12 protein-coding genes and 1 pseudogene are annotated in these 14,878 nt (G+C 66.1%); 5 read left to right on the forward strand and 8 right to left on the reverse strand.

Going from position 1 to position 14,878, the window contains the following annotated elements; all coding sequences use genetic code 11:
- Positions 1 to 25: 25 nt before the first annotated feature.
- From carA to SKC42_RS27725, 8 genes and pseudogenes are all read right to left on the reverse strand, one after another.
- On the reverse strand, positions 26 to 1,147 hold the full coding sequence (gene carA, locus SKC42_RS13625) for a glutamine-hydrolyzing carbamoyl-phosphate synthase small subunit (protein WP_330964832.1): 1,122 nt from the start codon (positions 1,145 to 1,147) through the stop codon (positions 26 to 28).
- The gene (locus SKC42_RS13630) at positions 1,144 to 1,653 is read right to left on the reverse strand and encodes a PH-like domain-containing protein (RefSeq protein WP_330964833.1); all 510 of its coding nucleotides are present in this window, start codon (positions 1,651 to 1,653) and stop codon (positions 1,144 to 1,146) included. The genes carA and SKC42_RS13630 overlap by 4 nt, the downstream gene beginning before the upstream one ends.
- The gene (locus SKC42_RS13635) at positions 1,650 to 2,942 is read right to left on the reverse strand and encodes a dihydroorotase (RefSeq protein WP_330964834.1); all 1,293 of its coding nucleotides are present in this window, start codon (positions 2,940 to 2,942) and stop codon (positions 1,650 to 1,652) included. Before SKC42_RS13635 ends, SKC42_RS13630 begins: the two co-directional genes overlap by 4 nt.
- Positions 2,939 to 3,883 (reverse strand): aspartate carbamoyltransferase catalytic subunit, encoded by a 945-nt coding sequence (locus SKC42_RS13640; RefSeq protein ID WP_330964835.1) that lies wholly within the window; start codon positions 3,881 to 3,883, stop codon positions 2,939 to 2,941. The genes SKC42_RS13635 and SKC42_RS13640 overlap by 4 nt, the downstream gene beginning before the upstream one ends.
- A complete protein-coding gene (gene pyrR, locus SKC42_RS13645; protein WP_330964836.1) occupies positions 3,880 to 4,446 on the reverse strand; it encodes a bifunctional pyr operon transcriptional regulator/uracil phosphoribosyltransferase PyrR in 567 nt (188 codons plus the stop codon). The genes SKC42_RS13640 and pyrR overlap by 4 nt, the downstream gene beginning before the upstream one ends.
- 167 nt (positions 4,447 to 4,613) lie before the next feature.
- A pseudogene (locus SKC42_RS13650) lies at positions 4,614 to 5,543 on the reverse strand (MMPL family transporter).
- 29 nt (positions 5,544 to 5,572) lie between these two features.
- Positions 5,573 to 5,728 carry a hypothetical protein gene (locus SKC42_RS13655; RefSeq protein ID WP_330964837.1) on the reverse strand — a complete coding sequence of 52 codons (156 nt, stop codon included), beginning with the start codon at positions 5,726 to 5,728 and terminating at the stop codon, positions 5,573 to 5,575.
- Positions 5,725 to 5,916 carry an MmpS family transport accessory protein gene (locus tag SKC42_RS27725; RefSeq protein ID WP_442932131.1) on the reverse strand — a complete coding sequence of 64 codons (192 nt, stop codon included), beginning with the start codon at positions 5,914 to 5,916 and terminating at the stop codon, positions 5,725 to 5,727. Before SKC42_RS27725 ends, SKC42_RS13655 begins: the two co-directional genes overlap by 4 nt.
- Before the next feature lie 590 nt (positions 5,917 to 6,506).
- On the opposite strand from SKC42_RS27725, the gene SKC42_RS13660 reads away from it, so the two are divergent.
- From SKC42_RS13660 to SKC42_RS13680, 5 genes are all read left to right on the forward strand, one after another.
- Positions 6,507 to 11,174 (forward strand): non-ribosomal peptide synthetase, encoded by a 4,668-nt coding sequence (locus SKC42_RS13660; protein WP_330964838.1) that lies wholly within the window; start codon positions 6,507 to 6,509, stop codon positions 11,172 to 11,174.
- A 106-nt stretch (positions 11,175 to 11,280) separates the two neighbouring features.
- Complete coding sequence (locus SKC42_RS13665) at positions 11,281 to 12,486, forward strand: serine hydrolase domain-containing protein (protein WP_330964839.1); 1,206 nt, start codon at positions 11,281 to 11,283, stop codon at positions 12,484 to 12,486.
- Positions 12,487 to 12,497: 11 nt separating this feature from the next.
- Entirely contained in the window at positions 12,498 to 13,037 is a 540-nt protein-coding gene (locus SKC42_RS13670) for a GNAT family N-acetyltransferase (protein WP_330965000.1), read from the forward strand.
- Positions 13,038 to 13,147: 110 nt separating this feature from the next.
- Positions 13,148 to 14,137: a nitronate monooxygenase gene (locus SKC42_RS13675; protein WP_330964840.1), complete on the forward strand. Its 990-nt coding sequence runs from the start codon at positions 13,148 to 13,150 to the stop codon at positions 14,135 to 14,137.
- Positions 14,134 to 14,841, forward strand: coding sequence for an SDR family NAD(P)-dependent oxidoreductase (locus SKC42_RS13680; RefSeq protein WP_330964841.1), 708 nt, complete (start codon positions 14,134 to 14,136; stop codon positions 14,839 to 14,841). The genes SKC42_RS13675 and SKC42_RS13680 overlap by 4 nt, the downstream gene beginning before the upstream one ends.
- Positions 14,842 to 14,878: the final 37 nt, after the last annotated feature.

Here is a 14,878-nt window from a genome sequence, read left to right on the forward strand (position 1 = left end):
CTGCGCACGCTCGCGGCGGCGGCGGTCATCGGTCGCTTTCCATCAGGTCGATGAATTGGTCGAATAGGTATTCCGCGTCGTGCGGCCCGGCGGCGGCTTCGGGGTGGTACTGCACCGAAAAGGCGCGCCCGCTGGTGAGTTTGACCCCCTCGACCACCCCGTCGTTGGCGCAGGTGTGGCTGACAACCGCCTGGCCGAACGGTGTGTCGAACGACTGGCCCGCCTCCCCTTCCAGGGCGAAGCCGTGGTTCTGGGCGGTGACCGCGACGCGGCCGGTCACGTGATCCATGACCGGGATGTTGATGCCGCGGTGGCCGAAGACCATCTTGTAGGTGGACAGGCCCAGCGCCCGGCCCAGAATCTGATTGCCGAAACAGATTCCGAACAGTGGGATCCCGGCCTGAAGCACCCGCTGGGTGACGTCCACGACGTGGTCGGCAGTGGCCGGGTCGCCGGGGCCGTTGGACAGGAACACGCCGTCCGGGGAGATCTCGGCAATCTGATCGAAGGTCGCCGAGGCCGGCAGCACGTGACTGCGCACGCCGCGCCGGGAGAAGTTGCGGGGGGTGTTGGTCTTGATGCCCAGGTCGATTGCCGCGACGGTAAAGCGGTGCGGCACCTCGGGTTCGACGATGTAGACGTCCGGGGTGCTGACCTCGCCCGCGAGGTCGGCGCCCAGCATGGACGCCTGGCCGCGAACCCGCTCCAGCAGCTCGTCCGGAGCGGCGAGCGCCGCACCGGAGAACACCCCGGCCTTCATGGACCCGCGGCTGCGAAGGTGGCGCACCACGGCCCGGGTGTCGATGCCGGCGATCCCGACGATGTGCTGGCGCACCAGCTCGTCCTCGAGCGTGCCGGTGGCACGCCAGTTTGACGCGCGCGGCGACGGGTCGCGCACGGCGTATCCGGCCACCCAGATCTTGTCGCCGCGGCTCTCGGCGTCCTCGGCGTTCCAGCCGGTGTTGCCGATTTGCGGCGCGGTCGCCACGACGATCTGGCGGTGATAGCTGGGATCGGTCAGCGTCTCTTGATAGCCGGACATCGCGGTGGAGAACACCGCCTCGCCCAGCGTTTGGCCGACCTTGCCGAACGGCGTCCCGGTGAAGACGCGGCCGTCTTCGAGAATCAATACCGCTTTGTTGTTCACGCGGCTCCCTCCTGCTGGGACTCCAGCCACTCGGCATAGTCGTCGCGGTGATTCGCCCGGAAGCCGGTGTCGATCTCGACGCCCGAGGGCAGCCGCCACCGGATCGCCAGTATCCCGATCCGGGCCACGGCCCTGCCCCCCATGCTGCGCTCGATGCGGATGGCGGTGACCGAGTCCTTCGGTATCCAAATCGGCTGCGCCCGAAAGCGTTCCACCAAGATTCCGCCGGCGTAGCGGGTCATTACCGCTCTGCTGCGGAAACCGAGATCGCCGGCCGCGATGCGCTCGTTCCATCCCGGCGCCATCATCGAACCGCAATAGTGGCCGCGAGTGGTGACCAGGGCGGCGCCCACCTGGTCCGGCACGTCGGGCCGGTCGCCGATGAGTTCCTCCTGCCGCTGCGAGCGGCGGCGCCAGCTGCGCATCATCAGCTGGATCACCACCGCGATCACCACCACCACGACCGCGGCGAAGATCAGCGAGCCCACCAGGGTGCCCGAATTCATCCCGAACACTTCCCGTCCCGCGCGGTGACCTTTCCGCGCAGCAGCGTCGCGGTCACGGTGGCCGGCAGGGTCATGGACTCATACGGCGTGTTGGCCGATCGGCTCGCGAAGTCCGACCCGGCGACCGTCCAGGTGGCGTCCGCGTTGACGACCGTGAGATTGGCGGGCTCCCCCACCTCCAGTGGGCGGCCGTGGTCGGGCAAACCGACGATGCGGGCCGGGTTTTCGCTCATCACCCGCGCGAGACCGCGCCATGTCAGCAGCCCGGGCACCACCATCGTCTGCACCACGACCGACAGCGCCGTCTGCAAACCCAGCATGCCCGGGCGGGCCGCGGAGAACTCGACGCATTTCTCGTGTTCGGCGTGCGGTGCATGGTCGGTCGCCACACAGTCGATGATCCCGTCGGCCAGCGCTTGCCGCAGCGCCGCGGCGTCGGACGACTCACGCAGCGGCGGATTCACCCGGTTTACCCCGTCGTAGCCGGCGAGCCTGCCGTCGTCGAGCATCAGGTGATGTGGGGTTACCTCGGCGGTGATCGAGATGCCTTGCTGCTTAGCCCATTTGAGAAGCTCCACGGTGCCCGCGGTGGAGGCGTGGCAGATGTGCACCCGGGCGCCGGCGTCCCGCGCCAGCAGGGCGTCACGCGCGACGATCGACTCTTCGGCGGCCCTCGGCCATCCGGACAAGCCAAGCCGGGCGGCGGCGGGTCCCTCGTGCGCGACGGCACCGAGGGTCAGCCGCGGCTCCTCGGCGTGCTGGGCGATGAGCACGCCCAGGCCGGTGGCGTATTCGAGGGCGCGGCGCATCACGAGCGGGTCGTGCACGCAGACGCCGTCGTCGGAGAACATCCGCACCTGGGCGGCCCCGGCGGCCATCATGCCCATCTCGGTGAGCTCGGCCCCGGCCAGCCCGACGGTGACGGCGCCGACGGGGTGCACGTCGACCAGCCCGACCTGCTGGCCGCGCTGCCACACGTGGTCGGTGACCACCGGGCTGTCGGCCACCGGGTTGGTGTTGGCCATCGCGAACACCGCCGTGAATCCTCCCAAAGCCGCTGCGGCCGAACCAGATTCAATGTCTTCGGCGTATTCGCGGCCGGGCTCGCGCAGGTGGGTGTGCAGGTCGACCAGCCCGGGCAGCAGCACGTGTCCGCCTGCGTCGATGACGTCGGCGTCACCGGGAATGTCGAGCTGTGGCGCGATTTCGGCGATCTGACCGTCGGCGACGAGCACGTCGACAGCGTCACCTTCACCGTACAGCCGCACCCCGCGGATGAACACGCTCACGCAGCGATCTCCTCTGCCCCCACCAAGACGTGGAACAGCACGGCCATCCGGACGTGCACGCCGTTGGAAACCTGTTGCAGGACGGCCGACTGCGAGGAGTCGGCCACAGACGACGAAATCTCCATGCCCCGCAGCATCGGCCCCGGATGCAGCACCACGGCGTGGCCGGGAAGCATCGCCTGCCGGCGGTCGGAAAGCCCGTACCGCGACGAGTATTCGCGCACCGACGGGAAGAAGCCGCCGTTCATCCGCTCGGCCTGCACCCGCAGCATCAGCACCGCGTCGGCGGCGGGCAACTCGGCGTCGAAGTCGTGCGACACGGTGACCGGCCACCCCTCGACCCCGACGGGCAGCAGCGTCGGCGGCGCGACAAGGACCACCTCGGCACCCAGGGTGTCCAGCAGCATGACATTGGAACGGGCGACCCGGCTGTGCAGGATGTCGCCGACAATCACGACGCGCCGGCCCTCGATCCCGCCGAGGCGCTGGCGGATGGTGAGCGCGTCGAGCAGCGCCTGCGTCGGGTGTTCGTGCGTGCCGTCGCCCGCGTTGATCACCGACGGCCCAGACCCGCTCGCGCACGTCCACTCGGCGAGCAGGTGCGCGGCGCCGGATGCCGGATGCCGGATGATCAGGGCGTCGGCGCCGGCCGCGCGCAGCGTCAGGGCGGTGTCGCGCAGCGACTCCCCCTTGCCCACCGACGATCCGGTCGCGCTGACGTTGATCACGTCCGCGCTCATCCACTTGCCGGCGACCTCGAACGACACGCGGGTGCGGGTGGAGTTTTCGTAGAACATGGTGATCACGGTGCGGCCACGCAACGTCGGCAGCTTCTTGATCTCGCGGCCCACCAGCGCCTGCGCGAAACGGTCGGCATCATCGAGGATGGCCGTCGCGTCGTCGCGGGTGAGGTCGCCGGCGGCGAGCAGGTGCCGCGTCATCGGGAGATCACCACCCCGTCGCGGCCGTCGTGCTCGTTCAGCAGCACGTGCACGCTCTCGGCGCGGGAGGTCGGGACGTTCTTGCCCACGTAGTCGGCGCGCAGCGGCAGCTCGCGGTGACCCCGGTCGACCAGCACCGCCAGCTGCACCGCCCGCGGCCGGCCGACGTCGCGCAGCGCATCCAGGGCGGAGCGCACCGACCGCCCGGAGTACAACACATCGTCGACGAGGATCACCAGCGCGTCGTCGACCCCACCGGCGGGGATCGAGGTGGCCTCGAGCGGGCGCGGCGGCTTCTGCATCAGGTCATCGCGGTAGAGGGTGATGTCGAGGCCGCCGTGCGCGACGTCGACCCCGCTGTATTCGCCGATGTTGGCTGCCAGCCGTTCGGCCAGGAGCACGCCGCGGGTCGGAATCCCCAGGAGCACGACGCGTGGCGCGTCGGGACCGTCGAGCGCGGTCTTCTCGATGATCTGGTGCGCGATCCGGGAAATGGTACGGCCGACGTCGGCCGCCGACATCAACTCGCGGGATTCGCCGCCGGTGTCACCCGCAGCACCCATACGAAACTTGACCTCCTTCCCCGCCTCTCCGGACGGTCCGTTAAAGGATGTCGACTGCACGGCAGCCTAGCACTTGGAGCGTACGGCGCTTTCCGGACGCGCCCCACCAGTGCCGTGGGACCGGCGTGCTCGCGCGCAGTGCGCGGCTGGGCCCTCGAAGAGGCGCGTTATTTTGCCGGCGCGTCAAAATAGCGGCGAACGTGTTGAGTTTTTTGTATAGTGCGCCGAACCGGCCCGTGAGCGAGATCACGGCGGGAGCCAGGGCGAGGGAGGCCATAATCACCACCAGTACGGAGAAGGAGCGTGGCGCGCCCGAGCGTGTTGACGACGGTCAGCCTCGTGAAGCGCACGCAGAAGGTCGCCCCGGCGACGGTCAGGCCCGGTCCCCACACCACGTGGTCGGCGCCGCGAAACATGGTCTAGTAGGCGGATTCTCGGTCCTCGCCGGCGGTGCGCGCTTCTTGATGGCGACCGAAGAGGAAAATGGCACAGTCGGTCGCGGCCGCTGTGGTCAGTGCCACCATCACGCTGACCGCGAAGGTGGACAGGCCGATGACGTCGGCGCTGGCCAGGGCCGCAATGACGCCCTGGACCGCCACCCGCTCGATCCCGACATGAGCAGCACACACACAGCACCATCGGCGGTGACTGGTGGCGATGAACAGCACGATGGCGATCACCAGGATCGTGATGCCGGCGATCGTGGTCCGGCCGCGGTCACCGCACTCGCGTCGGTCGGCCGACAGCGGGCGCGGGCCGGTCACGTAGGCCTTGACGCCAAGCAGGGGGCCCACGCCGTCGACGATCTGCCGAACTGCGGCCACGGAACCGTTGGCCTGCGAGCTGTTTTGGTTGCCCGCGAGGTACAGCTCGACATACGCGGCGTTGCCGTCGGCGCTCTGCGAACCGGCCGCGGTCGGGCTGTCGCCCCAGAAGTTCTCAACGTGTTCAACGTGGGCGGTGTGTTGCGAACGTTTGGTGACGAGTGTGTCGCAATACCGATGCGCATCGCCGCCGGGCTCGTCCCGGCTTTCCGGCACCATCATCGCTGTGGTGGCGGAATCGAACTGCTGGAAGGCTCTGCCGACCCGCTTCATGGCGGCCAACGAGGGAGCGTCGCTGGGCCTCAACGAGATCGGGCTCTTGCGATCTCGGACAGCTGCGGAACCGCGATGTTCACGACGACGGTCAGCGCCGCCCAAATCACGACGATCGGCAGCGCCAGCCAACGGATCGTCCGGGCGGCGGTAAACAGCAGGCCGATGCGGGGCTCGGCCGTCACTCGGATCTCACCAGGCACGTCGTCTCGGCGTGGTGCGGCATAACCAGAAGCGCTTCGCGGACAATACCGTTGACGGTGATGCGGCAGCCGAGGCGGTCGCGGTTGCCCCGCGCGACGATGTTGGCCGCCAGGCTGCTGAGCGAGCGTGGTCTCCATCCGGAACGACCACGAGATCGTATCGTACGCAATCCCTTTGGGCTGGTCCTCCGAATCCAGATAGTCGAGCCGCGCCGAGCGCTGGTCGACTACTGCTACGACATCTACAGCGAAACCCTGCAGGGCTACACCTGGGCGCAGCCCTGCGGTATGAATCCGCGCATCGGCGAGTGTGGCTGCAACGGAAGATATTTGGTTAATTCCGGGTGTCGTTGCGATGAAGATTCGTCGTTCGGGCTGTCCGTTCCGATCCAACAGATCCCTTTGCTCTGCTTATTGGACGACTGCATGATAGCCTCGTAATTGACACGGGGGACAACGCGAGATAGCGAAGCGAGGGACACGGATGTCTTGTTGTGCTAATCCTCCTAATGCCGTCACTTATGCGCCGCGTTGGACACGCGAACTAGCGGGCGCCGTCGACTTTGCGTAATTGGCACGAATTGAGACCCGGATGACAACGCCGGGCTAAACACACAGGCGGTCGCGCGCCTTATCGAATCGGCCGGCAACGCGTCCGGCGGATGCCCCGAAAGGTAGCACGACATCGTACCCGAACCCCGGGTATTGCCAGTAAAGAATCACACCGTCACGGCAACGCGGGTGGCCCTGTCATGCCTTCATGCCGCTTTACAAGGATAAAAGAATAAACAGAATATGGATTCTTTTTCGGACTCAAGGAGTGTTTGTGAACTCAAATCCATTGGACAACGACACAGTGAATCCGACCGCGGTGCGTGTACGGATCCCACCGGAAAGCAATGGATCGATACACGACCGAGGAGCCGACGAGGGAAGCAGGCTGGCCGAGGCCGCCCCGGACAGCGTTAGCGTGATGGAACGTGATCCGAGCGTGCTGCCGCTGACACAGGCGCAGCTGGGCATATGGCTTGCACACAAAGTACACAACCACGGCGCGAAATGGCACATAGGCATACTCGTGCGAATCGAAGGCCCGGTAGACCCTGATCTGGTCGAGCGGGCGGTTCGGAAAACGGTACAAGATGCCGAACCGATTAGGGCCACATTCTTCGAAATAGACGGCCAGCCGTTCCAGAAATCGGTTGATTATCAAGACGTTGAGCTCGCCCGATATGACTTGACGGCCTCGCCAGAACCCGCAGTGGCAGCCCGTCAGCTAGCGTCATTAATCCAAAGCACACCGATGCCATTCAGCGGACCGCTATTCAAGTTTGCATTGATGCAGACCCAAGTAGACGAGTTTTATCTGTTCGTATGCTGCCATCATATAGTCGTAGACGGGTTCGGTATTGGTCTTCTCTATCATTGGACAATAGATAACTATACGTCCCTTGCTTCGGGGATTCCTAGCAGTCAGTCGCACGTCGGCTCGCTGAATGAGCTGCTTGCCTGCGAGGCGGAATACGAAGATTCCAGCGATTACCTCGACGATCAGGCTTATTGGGCGAAGAACGTACCAACGGAAAGCGGTCCGCGTTATCGGTTGACTTCGACCGAGAGTGGCGATTGCCTCGGTGAGGGTTCTGCGCTTGTGGCGTTTGACCGTTCTGTCGTCGGCAGAATCAACGAGTTGTCAACGATATTGGGAATCCGTCAATCGTCGGTGATCACCGCGGCGTGCGCGCTGCTGGTGCGTGGCTGGGGCACTGAGAGTTCGGAGGTGGTGCTCGATTTACCGGTAAACAGGCGGGTGGATCCGAGGTCAAAAGCAGTGCCGGGAATGGTTGCCGGAGTGGTACCACTGGTGTTGAATGCCTCGGCGGCGACTTCGGTGGCCGACTTCTGTGACCACGTCGATACACGGATCCGCGAAACCGTGCAGCATCAGCGGTTTTCGGCACACATTGTCGAATACGAATCCCGCCTCGGGGGTCCTGTTGGGATGTCGAACCGAGTGGTTGTCAACTTCGTTCCGATTACGCTTGCAGGCGAGTTTGCTGGTTCGCCCGCATGGATGACACCCACCCATCTCGGCCTCGTCGACCAGTTCGGGTTGTTCTTTTTTAGGTCCGGGGATGACGTATTTCTGAGCACGACAGGTGTTGCGCATCCGTTGTCGGATTTCGATGCTTCCGACCTGGTGGAGCGGTTGCAGCGGATGCTGGTAACGATGGCGGCAGATCCAGGGCGGTCGTTGTCCTCGATCGATCCACTTGCTGGATATGAGCATGTCCGGCTGGCTGACATGGGCAACCGGGCCATCTTAACTCAGCCGACGGGTTCGTCGTCTGCGGAGTCTGTTCCGGCGTTGTTCAGCTACCAAGTCGCACGCACCCCCGATGCGGTGGCACTGGTCTTCGAGCAGGATTCGTGGACTTACCGTCAGCTCGACGAAGCCGCCAATCGACTTGCGCACCTCCTGGAGGGCGCGGGGGTTGGCCCTGGCGATGTGGTAGGTCTGCTGTTTGAACGTTCGGCTCTCGCGATCATCGCTATCGTGGCGGTGCTCAAAACCGGAGCCGCATATCTGCCTATTGATCCTCGAGACTCAGACGCCCGCATCGCATTTATCGTTGAGGACGCTGCCCCCACGGCCATCATCACGACCGCCGGGATGTGCCCGCGGCTGACCGGTCACGACGTCATGGTGATCGATGTCGACGACCCGGCAATTGACGACCAACCCAGCACCGGACTGGCCCACCCAGACCCAACCAATGTGGCATACATCATTTACACATCCGGCACCACCGGCAAGCCTAAAGGCGTCGCGGTCTGCCATCACAACGTCACCCAACTGATCGAGACGGCATATGCACCCCTGCCCAGGGCGGGGGTATGGGCCCAGTGGCATTCCTATGCCTTCGACGCTTCGGTTCACGAGGTCTGGGCTGCACTTTTGCACGGCGGGCGGCTGGTGGTAGTGCCCGAAGCGGTTGCACGCTCGCCCAAAGACTTTCACGCCCTGCTGATCGACGAGCAGATCGACGTCTTGAGCCAGACCCCGACAGCTGTGGGCATGCTGTCACCAGACGAGTTGGGATCGTTGGCGCTGGTGGTGCGCGGTGAGGCCTGCCCTGGCGAGGTGGTAGATCGCTTTGCGCCCGGGCGGGTGATGCTCAACGTCTACGGCCCCACCGAGACCACGGTGGACGCGACGAACAGTGCGCCGTTGACGCCGGGTTCGGGACCGCCGCCGATCGGCTCACCGGTGCCGGGAGCGGCGCTGTTTGTACTGGATGGATGGTTACGCCCGGTGCCGCCGGGTGCGGCAGGTGAGCTGTACGTGGCGGGCCGGGGAGTGAGCTATGGGTATTGGCGTCGGCCGGGGTTGACGGCGTCGCGGTTTGTGGCCTGCCCGTTCGGGGTGCCGGGGGCTCGGATGTATCGCACCGGTGATGTGGTGCGCTGGCGCGATGATGGGCAGCTGGAGTATTTGGGGCGTGCCGACGGGCAGGTCAAAATCCGCGGGTTCCGAATCGAGTGCGGCGAGGTGGAGGCTGCGCTAGCGGCTCATCCGCTGGTGAGCCAAGCGGTGGTGGTCGCCAGCTCGGCCGCCGATGCCGTCGACGGCGTGGACGACAAGCAGTTGGTGGGCTATGTCGTGCTTGATCGGCAGGTAATGGAGCGCGACCCGGAGCGGGAAGCGGAGCTGGTCGACCGGTGGCGGCGGGCATACGACGGGATGTATTCCGGTTCAGCGGACCAGGAGGGCTCCCCGACCGCGTCAGTGGCCGATTTCGAGGCCGATTTCGAGGCCGACTTCGACGGTTTGACCAGCAGCTACACCGGCGCTCCAATCCCGGTTGAGCAGATGCTGGAATGGCGGACGGCCACGGCGCAGCAGATCCGCCGGCTACGCCCGGCGCGGGTGTTGGAGATCGGGGTTGGCAGCGGACTGTTGCTTACCGAGCTGGCCGGCGAATGTGTCGAGTACTGGGGTACAGACTTCTCTGCGGCGACGATCCAAACGCTGCAGGCTCGGGTGGCATCGCAACCATGGGCGGACCGGGTGCGGTTGCGGGTGCAGCCGGCCGACGTGGCCGACGGCTTGCCCGTGGGTCATTTCGATGCGGTGGTGCTCAACTCGGTCGTCCAGTACTTCCCCAGCGCGGGGTATCTGCTCGAGGTGCTGAGGTTGGCATTGCGGCTGCTGGCACCGGGTGGCGCGGTATATGTCGGCGATGTGCGGAACTTGGCACTGCTGGAAGCATTTACCACCGGGACGCTGCGCGCTGGCGCCACGGGTGTAGGGGACACCGTCGCGATGATGCGTCAGCAGGTGCGTCGGGCCATGCTCGCCGAGCAGGAACTCTTGTTGGCGCCGGAATTTTTCGATGCGCTACCACAGCACCTCCCCGACATCGCGGCGGTCGACGTCCAGCTCAAGCAAATGACTTCCGTTAACGAGCTCAGCTGCTACCGATACGACGTGTTGTTGTGGAAGGCGCCGGTGGTGGCGGCCTCTAGGAAGCACGTACCGGCCCTGCCATGGCAGCAATTCGCCAGCCTGGCCTCCTTAGGCACATATCTGCAGGGCAATCAGCCAGCGGCCCTGCGAGTCACCGGAGTGCCTCATGCGGGCATATGGCCCGATGTAGCGATGACACAGGCCCTGGCAAACGCCGAGGACGGGTCGCCGGTCACCAATCTGAGCTCGACAGCAACCCGAGCCGACGCGGTGTTGCCCCACGAATGTCAGGCGCTCGGGCAGCACGCGGGATACGCGGTCGCGGTGACCTGGTCGCAGACTGCCGGTCACATCGACCTCATCTACACCCGCCCCGCACAAACGCCAGACGACGCAACGCCCCTGCCGTTGTCGGATGTGTATCGACCGAGCACGGATGGAAGCAGCCTTGCGGGTTACGTAAACGACCCTTCGGCGATCGATCGAGCTGCCGAGCTGCGCGCGTACCTGGGTGAGCGGTTGCCCCAATTTATGGTTCCGGCGGCGATCGTGCTGTTGGAGTCGTTGCCGTTGACGGTCAATGGCAAGCTTGACCGGCGGGCATTGCCCGCCGCAGAATTCACGTCCGGGCTGGCATATCGAAAGCCGCGCGATCCCCATGAAACGGTGTTGGCCGAATTGTTCGCCGAAACCCTAGGGGTGACCGAGATCGGGATCGACGACGCATTTTTCGATCTTGGCGGACATTCACTGTCAGTGGCTCGGCTCGTGGCACGGTTGCAGTCTGAATTGGGGATCGAGGTCCCGATCCAGGCCGTATTCGACAACCCCAGCGTGGCCGAGTTGGCCGAATGGCTTAGAGATAATGCTGACGGGCGATGCGAGATGGTTGCTGACAGTGCGGTGGACGGCTGTGGGGACTGGGGTTCCCCGGAACAAGTGGACGCACGTCAGTAACGCGGGCTGTCATGATCGGGGTGTGTGAAACCCGCGCGGATGCCATGACCGCTGGAGCCCGCGACCATGCGCCGCGAACTGGACAGCACGCACTACCCTGAACCGGGTGAATCTCGACAACAATCAGGCCACCATCCGAGAGGTGTGCGACGCCGGCCTGCTCGCCGGTGCGGTGACATTGGTCTGGCAGCGCGGAGAAGTGCTGCAGGTCAACGAGATCGGCCACCGTGACATCGACGCGGGCCTGCCCATGCAGCGCGACACCCTGTTCCGCATCGCGTCGATGACCAAGCCCGTCACGGTCGCCGCGGTGATGAGCCTCGTGGACGAGGGGAAGCTCACCCTCAAGGACCCGGTCACGCGGTGGGCACCGGAGTTGGCGGGCCTTCGGGTGCTGGACGACCCGCACGGTCCCCTCGACCGGACGCACCCGGTGCAGCGCACCATCCTCATCGAGGACCTGCTGACCCACACCAGCGGCCTGGCGTACGCCTTTTCGGTCACGGGGCCGATCTCCAAGGCCTACATGCGGCTGCCGTTCAATCAGGGCCCGGACGCTTGGCTCGAAGCACTCGCGAAGCTGCCGCTGGTCCATCAGCCCGGCGAGCGGGTCACCTACAGCCACTCGATAGACCTGTTGGGTGTCATCGCTTCTCGCGTCGACGGCAAGCCGTTCCACCAGGTGCTCGGGGAGCGGGTCCTGGGCCCGACGGGCATGGTCGACACCGGGTTCTTCGTCACCCCGGAGGCGCGGCGGCGCGCCGCAACCATGTATTCGCTCGACGAGAACGAGCGGCTCCGGCACGGCGTGATGGGCCCGCCGCACGTCAAGCCGCCCTCGTTCTGCAACGCAGGTGGGGGGTTGTGGTCGACCGCCGACGACTATCTGCGCTTCGTGCGCATGCTGCTGGGCGAGGGGACCATCGACGGCGTGCGGGTCTTGTCACCGGAGTCGGCCCGGCTGATGAGGACCGATCAGCTCACCGACGACCAGAAGCGGCACAACTTCCTGGGAGCCCCGTACTGGGTCGGTCGTGGCTTCGGATTGAATCTGTCCGTGGTGACCGACCCGGCCAAGTCGCTCCCCCTGTTCGGGCCGGGCGGCGCCGGGACGTTCAGCTGGCCCGGCGCGTACGGGACGTGGTGGCAGGCCGACCCGACGGCGGATCTGATCCTGATCTACCTGATCCAGAACCTGCCGGACCTGAGCGTGGACGCCGCCACGGCCGTGGCCGGGAACACCTCGCTCGCGAAACTCCGCACGGCGCAACCGAGATTCGTTCGCCGCACCTACCAGGCCCTCGGTCTTTGAGACGCAGCGCCATGGTCGCCTACCCGCCGGAGCGCATCATTGGACCCCGGCTGGTGCTGCGACCGCCGGTCCTCGACGACGCGGGCGCGCTCTATCAGCGGGTCGCCCGCGACCCCGAGGTCACGAAATACCTGTTGTGGGCACCACATCGAGACGTGGCGGCGACGCGGCGGGTGATCGCCGAGAAACTCAACGCCAACGAGGAGGAGCGCACCTGGGTGATCGAGCTGCGTCACAGCGGCGAGGTCATCGGGCTCGCCAGCTGCAGGCGGCCGGTGCCACACTCGGTCGAGGTCGGCTACTGCCTCGGAAAACGTTGGTGGGGAAAAGGATTCATGTCCGAGGTGCTCGTCATGCTGCTGGCGGCGCTGGAGGCCGACCGCGACGTGTACCGCGTGTGGGCGACGTGCAGTCCCCAGAACGAACGCTCGGCCCGACTCCTGGAGCACGCCGGGTTCGTCCTCGAAGGGCGGCTGGCCCGGCACGCCGTCTACCCCACCATGGGCCCGGAGCCGCAGGACAGCCTGCTGTACGCCCGAATGCTGCGTTGACAGGATCCCGATGAACCGAGCCGAGTGCCGGCTCGTTCAACTCGTATGACCTGTGTCCGGCCGCCGAGGCCGCAAACGTGCTAGGGCGCTTCGCTTTGAGGGATCTGCGGGTGCCGGCGGTTTCGGCCCCGATGGCGGGCGGCCCGTCGACCCCGGCCCTCGCCGCCGAGTTTTCCAATCACGGCGGCCTGGGCTTCCTGGCCGGCGGCTTGATTCCGGCGGAGCTTCTGGCCGAGAAAATCGCCGAAGCGCGAGCGCTCACGGCGGGGCCTATGGGGGTCAATCTGTTTGTCCCCCACGATGTCCCCGCTGACCCCGGCGAAGTGGACACCTACGCGCGGCGGCTGTCGGCGGAGGTCGGACGCTATGCCACACCCCTGGGCACCCCGCGACACGACGACTTCGGCTGGCGGGCCAAGCTGGACCTGGTGCACGACCTGCGGCCCGAAGCGGTGTCGTTCACCTTCGGCCTACCGAGCGAGGATGTGTGCCGCCGACTCCGCCAGGACGGCATTCTCATCCTCGGCACTGTCACGAGCGTCGACGAAGCCAGCCAGGCCGTCAGCCGTGGCGTCGACGCCCTGGTGGTACAGGGACCGGATGCCGGCGGACACCGGGCCACCTTCGCGCCGGACACCCTACCCGACTCGGTCGGCCTCGACGACCTGCTCGCGGGCGTGCTCGACGCGGTCGGGTGTGACGTCGTCGCGGCGGGCGGGCTGGCGAATGCCGCCGACGTCCTCCGGGTCTTCCAGAAGGGGGCCGCCGCTGCCCAATTCGGCACCGCCCTGCTGCTGGCCGACGAGGCCGGGACGAGCCCCGTGCACCGCGCCGCCCTGGGCGACCCGCAATTCACCGAAACCGTGCTCACCCGCGCCTTCACCGGACGCTACGCCCGATCGCTGCGCAACCGGTTCGTGCGAGATCACGAAGACCATGCCGTCTTCGGGTTCCCGGAGATCGCGCACCTGACGTTACCGATCCTGGCCGCCGCCGACACCCTCGGCGATCCCGACGGGACCAGCCTGTGGGCGGGAACCCAATACCGCCACGCACGGTCCGCACCCGTCAAAACCATTCTCTCCGAGCTGATGCCATGACCAAAGTCGCGGTCATCACCGGCGCCTCCCGCGGCATCGGGGCGGCGCTCGTCGAAACGTACCGCGCGATGAGCTACCGCGTCGCGGCCAACTCCCGCGGCATCGCCCCGTGCGGCGGGCCCGACGTCCTCACCGTGCCCGGCGACATCGGCCACTCCGACACCGCCGAACGCATTGTCAGCGAAACGCTCTCGCGCTTCGGGCGCATCGATACCGTGGTCAACAACGCCGGCATCTTCATGCCCAAGCCGTTCACCGACTACACCTGCCAGGACTACGAGCAAGTCCTGGGCACCAACGTGGGCGGCTTCTTCCACCTCACCCAGCGAGCGATCGCCCAGATGCTCACCCAGGGCGACGGCGGTCACATCGTCAACATCACCACCGCCCTCATCGAGCAGCCGGACGCCCGCATCCCGGCGGCACTAACCGCCCTCTCCAAAGGCGCCCTTGCCGCCGTCACCGCCTCTTTGGCCATCGAATACGCCGCCCGGGGTATCCGGGTCAACGCCGTCTCCCCCGGCGTCATCAACACCCCCATGCACGCCGGAACCGACGTCGACGCCGTGTACGCGCACATGCATCCGCAACACCGGGTCGGCGCGATCGCCGACATCACCCGCGGGGTCGGATACCTGGAGCAGTCGCCGTTCGTCACCGGCGAAACCCTCCACATCGACGGCGGGCAAAACGCGGGGCATTGACTTGACCAAAGGCGATGAGGCACGGCCCCGGGGCGAC

The sequence above is a fragment of the Mycobacterium sp. 050134 genome, from assembly GCF_036409085.1.
Taxonomy (GTDB): Bacteria; Actinomycetota; Actinomycetes; order Mycobacteriales; family Mycobacteriaceae; genus Mycobacterium.

Bases quoted from the DNA above. Each gene is read 5' to 3' on its own strand.
- SKC42_RS13660 (WP_330964838.1), top strand. From the start codon at position 6,507: ATGCCGCTTTACAAGGATAAAAGAATAAACAGAATATGGATTCTTTTT.
- SKC42_RS13680 (WP_330964841.1), top strand. From the start codon at position 14,134: ATGACCAAAGTCGCGGTCATCACCGGCGCCTCCCGCGGCATCGGGGCG.
- pyrR (WP_330964836.1), bottom strand. From the start codon at position 4,446: ATGGGTGCTGCGGGTGACACCGGCGGCGAATCCCGCGAGTTGATGTCG.
- SKC42_RS13630 (WP_330964833.1), bottom strand. From the start codon at position 1,653: ATGAATTCGGGCACCCTGGTGGGCTCGCTGATCTTCGCCGCGGTCGTG.
- SKC42_RS13670 (WP_330965000.1), top strand. From the start codon at position 12,498: ATGGTCGCCTACCCGCCGGAGCGCATCATTGGACCCCGGCTGGTGCTG.
- SKC42_RS13640 (WP_330964835.1), bottom strand. From the start codon at position 3,883: ATGACGCGGCACCTGCTCGCCGCCGGCGACCTCACCCGCGACGACGCG.